The organism is Herpetosiphon sp., assembly GCF_003512625.1.
Lineage (GTDB): Bacteria > Chloroflexota > Chloroflexia > Chloroflexales > Herpetosiphonaceae > Herpetosiphon > Herpetosiphon aurantiacus.
The window spans coordinates 1-15278 of sequence record NZ_DOPT01000067.1 but is presented as its reverse complement, the minus strand read 5'-3'; the positions used below and the strand labels follow the sequence as shown (position 1 = coordinate 15278).

At 49.3% G+C, this 15278-nt stretch carries 17 protein-coding genes; 8 read left to right on the top strand and 9 right to left on the bottom strand.

What is annotated here, in order from left to right; translation table 11 throughout:
- The first annotated feature begins 49 nt into the window (after positions 1–49).
- Positions 50–700 carry a TetR/AcrR family transcriptional regulator gene (locus DEF47_RS14945; protein WP_012190427.1) on the top strand — a complete coding sequence of 217 codons (651 nt, stop codon included), beginning with the start codon at positions 50–52 and terminating at the stop codon, positions 698–700.
- Positions 701–757: 57 nt separating this feature from the next.
- On the opposite strand, the gene pyrE is transcribed toward DEF47_RS14945, so the two are convergent.
- Positions 758–1411 (bottom strand): orotate phosphoribosyltransferase, encoded by a 654-nt coding sequence (pyrE, locus tag DEF47_RS14940; protein ID WP_012190426.1) that lies wholly within the window; start codon positions 1409–1411, stop codon positions 758–760.
- A 117-nt stretch (positions 1412–1528) separates the two neighbouring features.
- Between pyrE and DEF47_RS14935 the strand changes: the two genes are divergently transcribed.
- Genes DEF47_RS14935 through DEF47_RS14925 form a run of 3 tightly spaced genes read left to right on the top strand, consistent with a single transcriptional unit; the run spans position 1529 to position 3407 of the window.
- A complete protein-coding gene (locus tag DEF47_RS14935; RefSeq protein ID WP_041306460.1) occupies positions 1529–1999 on the top strand; it encodes a phosphoribosyltransferase in 471 nt (156 codons plus the stop codon).
- The gene (locus DEF47_RS14930) at positions 1999–2805 is read left to right on the top strand and encodes a metallophosphoesterase family protein (RefSeq protein WP_012190424.1); all 807 of its coding nucleotides are present in this window, start codon (positions 1999–2001) and stop codon (positions 2803–2805) included. Before DEF47_RS14935 ends, DEF47_RS14930 begins: the two co-directional genes overlap by 1 nt.
- Before the next feature lie 29 nt (positions 2806–2834).
- The gene (locus DEF47_RS14925; protein ID WP_012190423.1) at positions 2835–3407 is read left to right on the top strand and encodes a Uma2 family endonuclease; all 573 of its coding nucleotides are present in this window, start codon (positions 2835–2837) and stop codon (positions 3405–3407) included.
- Here the strand turns inward: DEF47_RS14925 and DEF47_RS14920 are convergent.
- Positions 3404–4060 carry a Crp/Fnr family transcriptional regulator gene (locus DEF47_RS14920; protein WP_012190422.1) on the bottom strand — a complete coding sequence of 219 codons (657 nt, stop codon included), beginning with the start codon at positions 4058–4060 and terminating at the stop codon, positions 3404–3406. The genes DEF47_RS14925 and DEF47_RS14920 overlap by 4 nt on opposite strands.
- A 218-nt stretch (positions 4061–4278) precedes the next feature.
- Here DEF47_RS14920 and DEF47_RS14915 point away from each other — a divergent pair, with 218 nt between their 5' ends.
- Together DEF47_RS14915 and DEF47_RS14910 are read left to right on the top strand one after the other, a co-directional pair.
- Positions 4279–5325, top strand: a complete 1047-nt coding sequence (locus DEF47_RS14915; protein WP_012190421.1) for an NAD-dependent epimerase/dehydratase family protein — start codon at positions 4279–4281, stop codon at positions 5323–5325.
- A gap of 67 nt (positions 5326–5392) precedes the next feature.
- Positions 5393–6295 (top strand): isoaspartyl peptidase/L-asparaginase family protein, encoded by a 903-nt coding sequence (locus DEF47_RS14910; RefSeq protein WP_012190420.1) that lies wholly within the window; start codon positions 5393–5395, stop codon positions 6293–6295.
- A 215-nt stretch (positions 6296–6510) separates the two neighbouring features.
- Here DEF47_RS14910 and DEF47_RS14905 read toward each other — a convergent pair whose 3' ends face one another.
- Positions 6511–6969: a MarR family winged helix-turn-helix transcriptional regulator gene (locus DEF47_RS14905; RefSeq protein WP_012190419.1), complete on the bottom strand. Its 459-nt coding sequence runs from the start codon at positions 6967–6969 to the stop codon at positions 6511–6513.
- A gap of 182 nt (positions 6970–7151) precedes the next feature.
- Between DEF47_RS14905 and DEF47_RS14900 the strand changes: the two genes are divergently transcribed.
- Positions 7152–8180, top strand: a complete 1029-nt coding sequence (locus DEF47_RS14900; protein ID WP_012190418.1) for a zinc-binding dehydrogenase — start codon at positions 7152–7154, stop codon at positions 8178–8180.
- Here the strand turns inward: DEF47_RS14900 and DEF47_RS14895 are convergent.
- The 6 genes from DEF47_RS14895 to DEF47_RS14870 form a co-directional block, all read right to left on the bottom strand.
- Positions 8177–9037, bottom strand: a complete 861-nt coding sequence (locus tag DEF47_RS14895) for an ABC transporter permease (protein WP_012190417.1) — start codon at positions 9035–9037, stop codon at positions 8177–8179. The two genes, DEF47_RS14900 and DEF47_RS14895, sit on opposite strands and share 4 nt — an antisense overlap.
- A gap of 140 nt (positions 9038–9177) precedes the next feature.
- Positions 9178–10062, bottom strand: coding sequence for an ABC transporter permease (locus tag DEF47_RS14890; protein ID WP_012190416.1), 885 nt, complete (start codon positions 10060–10062; stop codon positions 9178–9180).
- The gene (locus DEF47_RS14885; RefSeq protein WP_012190415.1) at positions 10059–11048 is read right to left on the bottom strand and encodes an ABC transporter ATP-binding protein; all 990 of its coding nucleotides are present in this window, start codon (positions 11046–11048) and stop codon (positions 10059–10061) included. The genes DEF47_RS14890 and DEF47_RS14885 overlap by 4 nt, the downstream gene beginning before the upstream one ends.
- Positions 11049–11187: 139 nt before the next feature.
- On the bottom strand, positions 11188–12420 hold the full coding sequence (locus DEF47_RS14880) for a serine hydrolase domain-containing protein (RefSeq protein ID WP_012190414.1): 1233 nt from the start codon (positions 12418–12420) through the stop codon (positions 11188–11190).
- A gap of 10 nt (positions 12421–12430) precedes the next feature.
- Positions 12431–12976, bottom strand: a complete 546-nt coding sequence (locus DEF47_RS14875) for a hypothetical protein (RefSeq protein WP_012190413.1) — start codon at positions 12974–12976, stop codon at positions 12431–12433.
- 141 nt (positions 12977–13117) lie between these two features.
- On the bottom strand, positions 13118–14032 hold the full coding sequence (locus DEF47_RS14870) for a helix-turn-helix transcriptional regulator (RefSeq protein ID WP_041304550.1): 915 nt from the start codon (positions 14030–14032) through the stop codon (positions 13118–13120).
- A 184-nt stretch (positions 14033–14216) separates the two neighbouring features.
- Here DEF47_RS14870 and DEF47_RS14865 point away from each other — a divergent pair, with 184 nt between their 5' ends.
- Positions 14217–15155: an alpha/beta fold hydrolase gene (locus tag DEF47_RS14865; RefSeq protein ID WP_041304548.1), complete on the top strand. Its 939-nt coding sequence runs from the start codon at positions 14217–14219 to the stop codon at positions 15153–15155.
- Positions 15156–15278 lie beyond the last annotated feature (123 nt).

Here is a 15278-nt window from a genome sequence, read left to right as displayed (position 1 = left end):
AGAGGGGTTGGGGTGAGGGGATACTACTAATTCTAGAAATGACTTAACAATGAACCAACCTAACGAAAAACTCAGCGGTCGCCAGCCCGACAGCACCGCCCAACAAACCCGCCAGCGGATTTTGGTCAGCGCTCGCACGCTCTTCGCAATGCAGGGCTTTGAAGGGATTAGTTTGCGCGACATTGCCAGCCATGCCGAGGTAACCCATGGCTTATTGCGGCACCATTTTGGCTCGAAAGATGCGGTTTGGCAGGCGGTGGTCGATGCAGCGCTGGCCGAATATCTCGCGGCCTTATTGCCATTGGTCAATAGCGCAATTGCCGAGCAGCACGAACCAAGCGCCGTGATCAAACGCTCACTTGCCACAATTATTCGGCTCTCGGCCAGCTTTTGCGAAGTACCATGTTTGATGGTGCACGAAAGCATTACTGGTGGCGAACGGCTGAATTATTTTATGCAGCAATTACGCCCGCTTAGCGCCATGATGCAGCCATTTTTCGAGGCTCTGCGGGCTGAAGGCAAATTTCAACAATTTAGCCATCCTACGTTTTTGCTCGCCGTGATTTCATTGGGGATTTTGCCCTTGGCGCTGGCTTCGTTCAGCAATGCCTTGGCGCAAATCAATATTTTGGCTGAGGCTGAGCTTGAACTGCATATCGAGCGGGTGATTGCGACATTAATGCCTTGGACAACCAGTTAATTAAAAAGAGCACGAACTAGGTTTCGTGCTCTGAAGTTTATCTGTAAGTGGCGATAATTACTCAGCGCTAATTCCAGCCCGATCAGCCCAACCAGCCGGATCACTGGCCCAATCGCTGATTAAGCTGCGATGTTCGGCCCGAATGTAGTTTTGTTGGGCCGCAACATCCAACAAAGTCGAAAGATTGGTCAAGGTCATCAAGCGCACGCCAGCAGCATTAAAGCGCTGCTTCGATTCTTCCATCTCATAGGTAAAGATCGCAAAACAATCGGCCACAAGTGCGTTAATCTGACGTAACCCTGCCACGGCATCGAGCGAGCTACCGCCCGTGCTGATCAGATCTTCGATCACGACGACCCGCTGATTGGCTTGCACCCCGCCTTCAACCTGCTGACCACGGCCATATTTTTTGGCTCCTGAACGAACATAGGCCATTGGCAAACTTAATTCATGGGCAACCCACGCCGCCCATGGCACGCCAGCAGTGGCCGTTCCAGCAATTACTTCGGTGTTCAATAATTCATCGCTAATTTGTTGGCACATAGCTTCAGTGATGGTGCGGCGGGCGCTAACTTGGGCCAACAACAAACGATTATCGCAATAAATTGGCGAAAGAATGCCCGATGCAAAGCGAAACGGTCGATCAGGCGAAAGCACCACCGCTCCGGCCTCGAGCAACAGTTGGGCGATCGCGGTTGAAGAATGTTTCATACTAGCTCCTATCTGGTACAATAGCGCGAATAGCTTAATTGACGGCGCTCATTACCGCCTAGTTTGGGGAGGTCCCCCACGATGAGAGGCCTAATGCGATTCAACGAGGCAGAACGTATGACCATCAAACATGTCCTTTCATGGGATGAAATTCAATCATTAGTTGAAATTATTAACGAACAATTGCATAATGATTATGATGCCTTGCTCGTTGTTACCCGTGGCGGGATGATTCCAGCCTGCTTGATTAGCCAACGTCGCAACTGGCGCAATATTCTGGTTGCAGCGGTGCAATTTTACACTGGAATTGGCACAACCCGTGAAATCCCTACTTTCTTGCAATTCCCCAGTGATCCGCTGATTGTGGGCAAGAAGTTATTGGTAATTGATGATATTTGGGATAGTGGCCGCACGATCGCTGCTGTGAAACAACGGCTCGATACTGCGGGAGCCAACTATGAAGTTGCGGTGCTGCACTTCAAACCAGGTTCATCGAAGGTCGAAGGCAAGCCCGATTTCTTTGCCGCTGAAACTGATCAGTGGATTGTGTATCCGTGGGAACCACCCACAGATCCAGATGCAGAATAATGCGAATTGCCATCCTCAGCGATATTCATAGCAATTTAGCTGCTTTCGAGGCTGTACTGGCCGATCTTCAAGGCCAAGCGGTTGATCACGTCGTCATTAATGGCGATGTGATCAACGGTGGGCCTGATCCGCGTGAATGCCTCGATTTGGCTCGTGCCACTGGCTATACCTTACTGGCAGGCAATCATGAGCGCTATATTCGCGATTATGATTTGCCCGTGCGACCGCCAGAATGGGCCAGCGATTTGTGGAAGCCCTCGCTTTGGACGGTCAATCAATTTAGCCAAGCTGAACGGGCAGCATTACATAATCTTGCTACTACCTATCACACCGATGATTTATTGGTGGTGCATGCCTCGCCGCGCCACGATCAAGATTCAGTTTTTGCAATTACCCCGCAACGCGAATTAGCCGCGATGTTCGTCGATACGCCCCAAACAATCATTCGTTCGCACAACCATATTCCGCAATTTCGGCCTTGGGATGGTCGCATGATCGTTACCACCGGAGCAGTTGGCCAGCCGCTTGATGGCAATCCGTGGGCCAAATATGCAATTGCCGAGCGCAAGCCACAGGGTTGGCGGGTCAAACATCGGGTGGTGATCTACGATATTGAAACCACAGTCAAGCGTTTTCATAGCTCAGGCTATTACGAAGCGGCCTACCCCATGAGCCGCCTCTACTTGCGCGAAGTCCAACTTGGCACGCATCATGTTGTGCCATTTTTGCGGCTGCACCAACAATGGCTCAAAGCCGACCCGCAACTTAGCTCCGAGCAAGCGATCAAGCGCTTTTTGGAATTATGAAGGATGAATTTTATTGGTAAGGAGTCGTTATGAGCGCTGAGGCTATACCATCTAAAACGTTCGATGAGTATCTAGCAATTGAAAAAGAAACAGGAATCAAACACGAATACTATCAAGGCAAAGTCTATGCAATGACTGGGGCTAGCGCTCGCCATAATTTAATTGTTAGCAATATTATTGCCAGTTTACATCAGCAATTGCGCCAAAGCCCTTGTCGAGTTTTTCCTAGTGATCTCCGTTTACAAATTAGTCAAACAGGTTTGTATACTTATCCTGATATTTCGGTTGCCTGTGGAACATTGGAATTTGGCAGTGAACGCCCTGATACCCTGCTTAATTCAACATGTTTAATTGAAGTGCTATCGCCAAGCATCGAAAATTATGATCGTGGCATGAAATTTGAACATTATCGAACCATCAGCAGCTTGCAAATTTACCTCGTGATTGCCCAAGATCGCTGCCATTGCGAGTTGTATCTGCGTCAAACGGATCACCGTTGGTTATTGATCGAATTTTGGTCACTAGAACAAACAATTCAACTTGAGGCGATTAATGCGCAACTCAAGCTGAATGATGTGTATGAATATATTGAATTAGCTTAATTTTCGATCAGCGCTGCCAAACCCTGCATATCTAAGACTAACACATGGCCACGAGCCAACTCCACCAAGCCCTCATCGGACATTTGGCGCAAGGTTCGGCCAATAATTTCGCGCACCGTGCCTGCACGAGCTGCCAATTCTTGATGGGTTAAGGCAGCGGTTCCATCAGCCGCCTCGTGCAATAAAATTCGTGCCAAACGTGCTCGCACCGTGCGAAACGCCAAATCTTCCAGCAACACCGCCAAATCACGCGCTTGAGCCGCCAAATCGCGCAGCAAAATCAAGGTAAATTCAGGATGGCTGCGTAACACATCGGGCAAGGCGGCGGTTGGCAAATGCACACAGCGGGTTGGAGCCATGGCGCGGGCGGTTGCCGGAGCTGGCCCAGCATCAACAAATGGCTCGATATTAAACAGCTCGCCAGTTTCAGCAATTGAGAGCACCTGCTCACGGCCATCGCTGGCGGTACGTGAAAGCCGCACCCGCCCCTCTAAAATGCCAAATAAGCCAAACCGCGGATCATCTTCCAGCACCAAATATTGGCCTGGCCGAAATGAACGAACTTCCATCGCCCGGGCAAGATCGCGCAAAGCTAATGGATCGAGTGCAGCAAAACGGGTAAATTGCCGCAAAACTTCAACGTCAACACTCATATCAAACAGCGCCTCATGCGCGAAATTGTTACTTGAAGGGGCCAGGGGCTAGGGATGAGGGGCTAGATTCTGTTGGAAAAGAATATGTATACTTCCCTATCATCTGATCCCTGAACCCTGATCGCTGATCCCTAACCCCTAGTGTAGCATAGCCCCAACAAATTGTGATATTATGTGCAAATAATCTAAAATTGAATTGTTTGAGGATTGATACAATCATGACTCGTCAAAAAGTGCTCGTAACAGGCGGCGCAGGCTTCCTTGGAATTAACCTTTTGCGCTACCTTGATGCCAAAGGCTACGACTTAGTTTCCTATGATTTTGCCGATTGGACCTATACCGATCTCAAAGATCATATCACGATTGTTAAAGACGATATTCGCAACGTTGCTGGGCTTGATCGGGCCATGCAAGGTGTTGATTTCGTTGTGCATACTGCTGCGGCTTTGCCTCTCTATCCAGCCGAAGATATTTTTTCGACCGATATTGATGGCACGCGCAATGTGCTGGAAGTTGCCAAAAAACATGGCGTAAAACGGGTGGTTCACATCTCGTCAACCGCAGTTTATGGCATTCCCGATCACCATCCTTTGGTGGAAAACGACCGCTTGGATGGGGTTGGGCCATATGGCAAAGCCAAAGTGATGGCCGAATATGTGGCCTTGGAATATCGCGCCAAAGGCATGGAAGTGCCAATTATTCGTCCAAAATCGTTTATCGGGCCAGAACGGCTCGGTGTTTTCGCCTTGCTCTACGATTGGGCGATCGACGGCCACAACTTCCCAATGATTGGCAATGGCAAAAATCGCTATCAATTGCTTGATGTAGAAGATCTCTGCGATGCGATTTATCTATCGATGACCTTGCCTGCTGAAGTTGCTAACGATACTTTCAATATGGGTGCAAAAGAATTCGCCACCATGAAGGAAGATTATCAAGCAGTACTTGATTACGCTGGCCATGGCAAAAAGATCATCGGTTCGCCAGCAACCCCAGCCATTTGGACGCTGCGAGCCTTGGAATTTTTGCGGGTTTCGCCGCTCTACAAGTGGGTTTATGAAACGGCCTCGAAAGACTCATTTGTCTCAATCGAAAAAGCCGAAACCCAACTTGGCTGGAAGCCCAAATTCTCCAACCAAGATGCCTTGATTCGCAACTTCAAGTGGTATATCGACAATCGTAACTCATTTGCCAATGCTTCAGGGGTGACCCATCGCGTGCCGTGGAAACAAGGCGCGATTGGTTTGCTCAAAAAAGCCTTCTAAAAAATCACTACGTCTAGCGTATAATTGCTGGGCGTAGTTTTTTTATTTAATTCGATATGAGGTATCTATGCCCTTAGCAATTGCCGTTCACGGTGGCGCTGGCGATATTCCCGATTCATTACGCCCAGACCACGCTGCTGGAATTCAAGCTGCATTGCGAGCAGGCAAGGCGGTATTGCAAGCCGGTGGCACGGCACTTGAAGCCGCTACCGCCGCAGTGATTGTTTTGGAAGATTTGCCCGCCTTCAATGCTGGCTATGGCAGTGTGCTCAATCGCGAAGGTTTTGTGCAAATGGATGCTGGCTTGATGGATGGCACGAGCCTTGATGTAGGCGCAGTTGCCGCTGTCGAAGGCATCAAAAATCCCATTTTGGCCGCTCAGGCAGTGCTGAAAACCCCGCATATTTTGTTTGCCAAAGCTGATGCCGAGGCAGTTGCGCGGGAAGCTGGCGTTGAATTCGTTGATAATGCCAGCTTGATCACGCCTCGACGGCATGCTCAATGGGCCAGCGGCGATCGCGATTTCAAAGTTGATTCGGGTAGCACTGATAGCGAAACGATTGCCGATACTGTAGGGGCGGTAGCACTTGATGGTTTGGGCAATATTGCAGCAGCCACCTCAACTGGTGGGATGAGCGGCAAGCCCCTAGGCCGAATCGGCGATTCGCCAATTCCTGGCGGTGGGTTTTATGCCGATAGCCATGCTGGTGGTTGTTCGACCACGGGCTGGGGCGAAACCATTGCCCGCGTGTTGTTAGCTCGGCGAGCCATCGAAAACCTCGAACGCGGCATGGATGTGCAAGCAGCCGCTGAAGCCGCTGTCGCAGTGCTGGGCCAACGGATCGAAGGTGGCGAGGGTGGTTTGATTTTGGTTGCCAGTAGTGGCCAAATTGGCGCAGCCTTCAACTCGCAGCGCATGACCCACGCCTACTGGAACAACCTCGACGATCAAGAACAGATTATCGCCTAACAATCGTGAGACTTTAATTGCATTCCGTTGCGAGCTAATAGTCCTAGGATTTGATTTATCGGTGAATACATACAAGAGTCCTCTAAATGTCCTTTAGGGGGTGCAGGGGGATGAAAACCCCCTGCGTCTCCCGCCTTGAGGCGGGACGGAAGGGTGGTGATCATAACCAAAGCTATGGAATTTCTAGAAATGGACAAGCTCGATGCTCATGTTGGTTAGACCTCAGATTCCTCGCGATACATCCGCTCCAAAGCCTCGACCGCGCGATTCATCAGCTCCAAAAATTGGGCTTGATCGCTGGGCGAAAGCCCACTCAGTAGCTGGGTAAAGCGATCGAGATGGGCATTGTGCATCTCGGCGAGCATCCGCGAACCATCGGCGCTCAGCTGTAACAACACCCGCCGACTATCAACTTGATCGGGCAGGCGTTCGAGTAAACCACTGGCCTCAAGTTTGCGCGTGAGCACCGTGACTGAAGGAGGAGTCATCGCCAACGCTTCAGCCAAATCCTTCATCGGCAGGCCTGGTTGGTGCTCCAAAATAAACATCGCCCGTAGATGCGAATGCGATAACCCTAGCTCATGGATTTTGGCATAGGCTCCATCCAAGGGCATACGCTTGGTACGATCGATCAATTGAATGAATTGTTGGGCATATTCACGGCTTGTTGTCATAGTAGATCACTGTATCTAACGGCTACATTGCCGCTTACAATTTAGTTAAGTTAACTAACTATCTTGATCATACTGCAAAATAAGGCAGCGTCAAGTAGCAGATTGTTAAAAATAGGGCGATCATTCCGGCCAAAACGCGGTATGATAGCAGCGCACCGTGCCTAGAGAAGGATCTGGATTTTATGAGCGAACAACCAGCGTTTGATCCGACGATTATTCGTAGCAAAGCCTTGATTATCAGCGATTATAGCGGCGATTTGGCCAAACTTGAGCTTGTCGAGCGCAGTTTACGCCCGCTCAAGCCGCATGAAGTTTTGGTCAAAGTCGCTGCCACCCCGATCAATCCCTCGGATATGATGTTTATCAATGGTGTCTATGGTATCACAAAGCCGCTACCTGCCGTGCCTGGCTTCGAAGGTAGTGGCACAATTGTGAGCACTGGTGATCAATTATATAGCAAAGTGCTACTGGGCAAGCGGGTTTCGTTTGCCACCCAATCGCCCGATGATGATGGCGCGTGGGCCGATTATGTGATTGTGGCGGCGCGTCAATGCCTGCCCTTGGCCGATAGCCTGAGTTTTGAGCAAGCCGCCTCAGCGATTGTCAATCCGGTGAGTGCTTGGGCTTTGCTCGAAATTGCCCGTCAGCGCAACGCCAAAGCCTTAGTGCAAACTGCCGCTGCAAGCCAATTGGGCCGGATGTTGGTGCGCTTGGCGCAACGCGAAAAAATAACGCTGATCAACATTGTGCGCCGGCAGGAGCAGGTTGAATTATTGCGGGTTTTAGGGGCCGAATATGTGCTTAATTCCAATAGCCCTGATTTTACCGAGGAACTTGCCAGCCTATGTGTCGCTCAGCAAGCCAACTTGGCCTTTGATGCAGTTGGCGGGGAATTAGTTGGGCAAGTGCTCAAAGCGATGCCCAAGGGGAGCACGGTGATGGTGTATGGTGCATTGGCCGACGGTACATGCCAAATCGATCCACGAAGTTTGATTTTTGAAAATAAACATGTGACGGGCTTTTGGTTGACCGATTGGATTAGCCAGATCAACCCTTTGAATTTTGCCCGAATCACCAAAAATATCCAAAAATTGTTGATTGATGAGTTGGCTTCAACAATTCAAGGGCGTTTTAAGCTAGCTGAAGCCCAAAACGCCCTTGAACTGTATCAAAACAATATGACTGGTGGCAAAGTGCTGTTCACGCCTTAGTAAGCCGTGTTCATATCTAACAAGCCTTTTTCTTTGGCCCGATGTTCGGCGCGGCGCTGCAATGGAATCGAAATTACTGCCATTGCCACGGCTGCGCCAACCAAAATTAATAGTAGATTGCTGGTGCTCAATTGTTCAAGCCCGGTTTTATAGGCTGGATTGCGGGCATCGACCCATAAAGCACGGCGCATGCCCTCGAGCCAATAGGTCAATGGTACGGCGCGAGCAATCGTTTGCATCCAAATTGGCAGCACGGTAATTGGAAACAAGGCTCCAGTGAAAAGGTATAGTGCACCGGAAACTGCTTGACCGACAAAGCCAGCGTGGCGGGCAATCATCAAGGTCACGCCCGCCAAAATCTGGGCTGCAAAGGTGACAATCAATAAACCAAGCACCACCACCGCCAGCAACAACGGCCAATCGATCGTACTTAGCTGAATTGGAATATCGAGCACCAACGCGCCAAAGGTCAAGGTGAGCGGCACTGCCAGGAAATTGACTGAAACTTTGGCAAAGCCACGGCCCCATAAATAGCCATACATCGACGATGGCGTGATCGCAATATATTTGAGCATGCCCATTCGTTCGCGATCTTCGAGCACGGCCCACGCCATACTATCCAGCAACAAGGCCACAATCGAATAAACCACCGTGCCGATAAACACGTAGGGCAATAGATCTGCCCCATTCACATTACCAGTGCGCTGCAACACCCGCAGCATCATAGTCATAATCAAGCCATTCGACATTGGCACTAACAACGACCACAAAATATAAAAAAGCGGATTCGTCCAGTTACTTTCGGTTTTCCAGCCCAACCAAAAGCCCACCCGAAACGCCTGCAAAAATCGCTGCATAGAAACCCCTTTGTAAAGGTAGAAGGCAAAAATCAAAAGGCAAAATCCCTTATGAGCAAACCCTAGAATTAATGTTAATTCTGGAAATTTCTTTTTGGGTTTTATTTTTATTTCTGCCTTTTGCCCTTTGACTTTTGACTTTAATTGCCTCGCTCGGTCAGGCGGCCATCTTGGCGTGATTTGCGCTCCATGCGCAGCAAGGCCCAGCGTGCGACAAGGCCAAAGCCCAAGGCTAGGCCTGCTAAAATTGCTGCTTCAGTGCCAACGCTCAAAAATTGAAATTGCTGCATCATTTCAGGAAACAGCAATTGGCGCATTGCATCAAGACCCAAGGTCAACGGTACAACCGAAGCTCCAGTTGCGACGACCGTGCCCAGCGCTTTAACTGGAAAGTGAAAGCCGGAAACAAAGAAAACTGGCTCTTGCAAGGCGGCGGTCATCTGCCAAGCGCCGCGCCCATAAACCAAGAAAATGGAGCTGAGCAGCATGCCCATGCCATACAAGGCAATTAGCGACAAGAAGAAAATGCCGACCAAGGCAAACCAATTGGTGGCTTGATAGCGAATGCCAAAGATCAACGAGCCACCAATCAAAATAATTGCGGCACGAATCGTCGTTGCAAACAACCCACCCAAGGCCATGCCCGTCAAAATTGCCATGCGCGAGGTTGGGGCTAGCATATATAGTTGCAAATTGCCTTGCTCTTTATCCCAATACAACTGCATCGCCATCGACCAAAGCACATTCAGCCAAAAGGCGGTCATGGCTCCGCCGACCAACACTAAGCCCTTGTAGGAAGCTGGCGCACCAATCGCCTCATAGACCAACACATACGACATGGTGGCCATAAATGGCAAAAAGATATCGAAAAACAACCAACTTAGTTCGCGTTGCGTGCCGATAATCCGTGGATAAGCCCGCCCAATGACTGAGCGCCAAAAGATTGTAAAAGCACTTGGCCCTTTACCACGGCGTGGGTTGGGTTGACGTTCAACTGCTGTATGTTTATCGAGAATCACGCTCATGCACTGGCCTCACTTTCTGATAATGAGTGGCCAACGAGGTTGACAAACACGTCTTCAAGGGTTGGTTGGCGTTTTTCGAGCGACAACAAACCGGCATTATGCGCGGCCAGTTGGCTCAACACGTGGGGCAAAATCGCATCATCACGGAGAATCAGGCTTAATTCATCGCGCTGATCACCGCTGCGTTGGCTGATGCTTTGCACACCCGCAATTTGCTCAACTGCTTGCAAAAAGGCCGGATTTACGGGTGTGGTGAATAAGCGAAACACCACATCTTCTTGCAGCGAATGTTTGAGGCTGGTTGGTGTATCGCAGGCCAAAATCGTGCCGCCGCTGATAATTGCTACCCGATCGCATAATTCATCGGCTTCTTGCATATAGTGGGTGGTGAGCACCACGGTTTTGCCTGGATTAGTATCGAGCCAGTGGCGGGTGTAGGTGCGCAGCGTGCGAGCCGCCTCAACATCCAACCCAAGCGTTGGCTCATCAAGAAACAACACATCAGGATCGGTCAATAAACCACGAATATAGTTCATTTTTTGGCGCAAGCCTGTCGAAAGAAAACTCACGCGAGTTTTAGCCCGATCGGCCAAGCCCATTACTTCGAGCAATTCGTCGATGCGTTTATTGGCTAGTTTGCTATCCATGCCATGAAACTGGGTAAACATCCACAAATTTTCGCGCACAGTCAACAAGCCATAGCCCGACGATTCACCGCCCGAAACCATATTGATATGGCGGCGGACTGCATCGGCTTCATGCAGCACATCGAAGCCCCAAACTTCAGCTGTGCCGCCAGTTGGCAATAACAATGTCGTTAAAATTTTGATCGTGGTAGTTTTTCCAGCGCCGTTTGGCCCGAGAAAACCGAATAATTCGCCTGGCCGTACCGCTAAATCAACCCCATCAAGCGCCTTCAAGATCCGTTCTTTGGTTTTATAGGTTCGTTGCAAATTGACGGTTCGAATGGCATATTCAGGCTGCATAGTTCCTCGCACAGAAAGTAAACACCGCCTTGCGGCAGTGTAGTTGGTATTCGCTATCAACAATTGATCATCTGGTGATTAGCATAGCTCAACTGTGCGCTAGCAACATGGGTCTAGAGAACGATTGATCGCGGTAAGATCAAAGCGCGAATATGTATTGTAATGCGGCAATTAAGCTGGGAATTGCGCCCATAGCCGCGTAAAATTCCGAGCCATCAGCCGTAGGGGTAGGGTATGAACTCATTTTGGCAAAAACTAGCTCGGCTTTGGGTGCGATGTAGAGCATCTGCCCACCGTAGCCATTGGCAATATAAGCGCCATGCTGATTGTGAGTATGCCACCATTGATAGTTGTAGGAATAGTTGGCGTTGCTAGGATGGGCGATGGCACTCCACCCAAAAGCTATTTGATCGCCCCCAGCCTCAATCGCCAAAACAGCCGCTTCAGGCAAAATTTGTTGGTTGTTGAATGCGCCCCGCCCGAGCAACATTTGACCAAATCGCGCCATATCTCGCAGCGTTGAACAAAAACCAGAGCCAGCGGTTTCAGCACAAGCCGAATCAACCACCCACAGCCCATCGCGCTCAGCCCCAAGTTTTTGCCAGATAAAGGTTGATACTGCCTCGGCTAAACTACAATTCAGCACGCGCTTGATAATCCACGCCAGCACATCGGTGTTCGGAGTTTGGTAGGTAAAGCGTTGTCCATGCTCGCCAGTGTTCAGCATGGTTGGCAAAAATTCATAGACATTGGTTGGGCCTTGATAATCGGCTGGACGCGGATTCCAACCCAAGGCCACTCCATACTTGAAATTTTCGGTAACCAAATTGCTAGTTTGTTCGGCAAAGCCTACCGCCGTGCTCATGCCCAGCACATGAGCGAGGGTTGCATCACCAAACCCACTGTTGGCCAGTTCAGGTAAATAGTAGGCAACCGTTGCTTGCGGATCAAGCACTTGCTCAGCGACCAGCAACGCAGCCAACGTGCCAGTCACCGATTTGCTGCCTGAAGCCCAAGCGTGCAATGTTTGTGGCTGCATATTATTCAAATAGCGTTCGTAAATTACCTTGCCTCGATGCAGAACCATCAGGCCATCGGTGTAGCTTTGCTCAACCATATGATTAAAGCTCAATTCCTGCCCAAGATAATTTTTGTACGTTATAGAATCTAAATCGTGTAGATCATACTCAAATGGGCTGCTTGGCTCAGTGCCACGCCAGACATCGGCGACTGGGTTGAGCAACTGAATATGTTGGAAACTCCAGCGATTATAGGGTTTGAGTAATTGTTGGGCGTGGTCAACCCTTGATGCAGGTGGAAAACCCTGCATCAAGCCTAATTCACTGGCAGTTTGGGGCATTGGCTGATTCATCGCTGCTCCTTTAATCGCCAAGTTCTGGCAAACGACTTAAATCGCGCAAACGCTCGACTTGCGAACGCAACACCCGTCGATTTTGCTGCGGATTAGCCACTGATGGATCGGGAACCCAATCCAGCAGGCCATTATCGATTGCTCGGGAAATCCGCATGCGATTGGCTTGATTGTTCTGACCAAAGGCGAGCGCAGCAGCATTGCTAATCGTAATTAAATCTTCGGCGGAGATCCACCAGCGCGTGCGCGACACCAAAATGCCAATCTCGCTCTGCCAAAAATCCTCAGGAAACACCGCTTTACTTTGTAAGGCATTGCCCAACAACAAATCAAGCAATTGCTCAAGTGCCAATTCAATGCGGCGCAACATAATTTCACTGCGCATATGCCGCCCATTGGCCACCTCGATCAACAAATTAAGGTTATGTTGAAAAGCGGTTTCGGCGGCGGCTTCCTCGGCTAGGGTCGTTGCCCCTAATGCTTGCCCCAAACTGCGATAGCGTTGTAGCACTAACGCCGTGATTTGTTCTGCCAGTTGATGATTAAACAGGGCCATAGGTTCAAATCCTTTTTATATAACGTAACTATCGTTAGTTGATAATAACGTAACTATCGTTAGTTGTCAATCCTTACCATTACTAGCTACGATTCATTGATTATTTGTATTCATTGGGTCAGCGATGCTGAACCGAGACCTTTATGAAGAATAGTGGGCAAGCATTTGAGCTAAATACTGCTGAAAATCTTCAACATAGGCTTGTGGCTCAACAACTTTGAGCTGCCTGCCGAAGCTGGCTAAAAATTGAAATCCCAGCTGATTGTGTGGAATCTCCATAGTTGCTAGCAATACACCAGAATGCTGAACTTCAAGATTTTTGCGCCCATAGCGTTCGATAATTTGGTCTTTGATGCTGGGCGCGATCCAAGCCTTAATCGTGATCAGTTGCGGCAGGTACGGGGCTTCGTGGCCTTGTGTAGTGCTATTATCTCGCGAAGGAAATACGCGGGTATCCATCGTCATGTGATCGATCCGCGCTAATTTGAAACTTCGATAGGCTTGGCGATCTAAACAGAATCCTTTCAAATACCAAGTTGATTCGCTAAAATGCAGCTCGTAGGGTTCGATCATTCGCTGCGTTATAGTTCCATCTTTATCCGTATAATCAAACAAAACCAGTCTTTTCTTTAATATAGATTCTTGGCAGGTCTTGAGGGTTTCAAGTAGCTCAGACCGACCTTCCCAAGCATAAAATGACAAGTAAATCGCACGATTCAATGCCAATTGACCAACCATTGCCTCAATTTTTTTAATCGTTCTTTCAACCTCTTCAGGCAGGAAGATTTGTTCTAGTCCGCTGAGCGCAGTTAATATATTTTGTAAATCGGAGCTACTTAAGAGGCGTTTATCAACCTTGTATTCTTGCATAATGCCATAGCCGCCGTTGACCCCATGAACCGCGTAGATCGGGATGTTCGCCAAACTCAATGCATCCATATCGCGCAGGATCGTCCTTTTAGAAACGTTGAATAATTGGGCGAATTCGTTGGCTGAAACAAGTTCTTTTTTCAGCAAGATCATAATAATCGAGATGAGTCGTTCCACTTTATCCATCAGCATCCTCTTTTTGCCCACAATTTTAGAATGGTGACAGAATGCTGTCATCATTGGGCTATTATACTCCGCGCATCGCAAACAGGCGGTTGAGATTTTGGCTAACAAACTGCCGAACCAACAACAGCACAACCCATGCTCTGCCGAATTTTTGAAGCAACCAATAGCGAAGGAAACAATGACGATGGTTAATGCAACCGATTTTCCTAAACCCAGCTTTATTTCCGTTAATGGCGTAGACCTCGAAGTCTTTGAAGCGGGCCAACCCCATGGCGGCAAACCGATAGTTCTCTGTCATGGCTGGCCTGAGCATGCCTTTTCTTGGCGCTATCAAATGGCTGCCCTTGCCGCCGCCGGCTACCATGTTATCGTCCCAAACCAGCGGGGCTACGGCAACTCATCGCGCCCAACTGATGTAAGCGCCTATGATATTCAACATTTATCGGGTGATCTGATTGCGCTGCTTGATCACTATGGATATGCCAATGCCACCTTTGTCGGCCATGATTGGGGGGCAATGGTCGTTTGGGGTTTGACCTTGTTGCATCCCACGCGGGTCAACAAGGTGATTAATCTGAGTGTTCCCTATATTGAGCGCGGCGAAAAGCCTTGGATCGAGGTTATGGAGGCCGTGTTTGGCGACGATTTCTATTTCGTGCATTTCAATCGCCAGCCAGGCGTGGCAGATGCCGTATTTGATGCTAATCGTTTCCAGTTTCTTCGCAACATGTATCGAAAGAATGTCCCTCCTGCCGAGCCGCAGCCAGGGATGGCATTGATCAATCTTGCCAAAATCGCAGTACCACTTGGTGAGCCAATCATGAGCGAGAGCGAACTGGACGTTTTCGTCTCGGCCTTCGCCGCATCAGGGTTTACGGGTGGCATCAATTGGTATCGCAATCTTGACCGTAATTGGCATTTGTTGGCCGATGTAAATCCAATTATCCAGCAGCCGACTCTCATGATTTATGGTGACCGAGATTCTGTTCAGAAGTCGCAAACTCTGACAACCTTCGTGCCTAATGTAGAAGTTGTCAATCTGGATTGTGGTCATTGGATTCAACAAGAAATGCCTGAAGAGACAACCAAAGCCATCTTGGAATGGCTAGAACAGCACGCATAGAGAATAGATCCTATGTGGCATTAGATTGACAGTGATTAATTCCCCCTCACCCCCTCGCCCGCACGCGAGGCGAGGGTGAACCATCCCTAGTATGAAATGGAAACTCCCCTCTCCCGCCGCAGT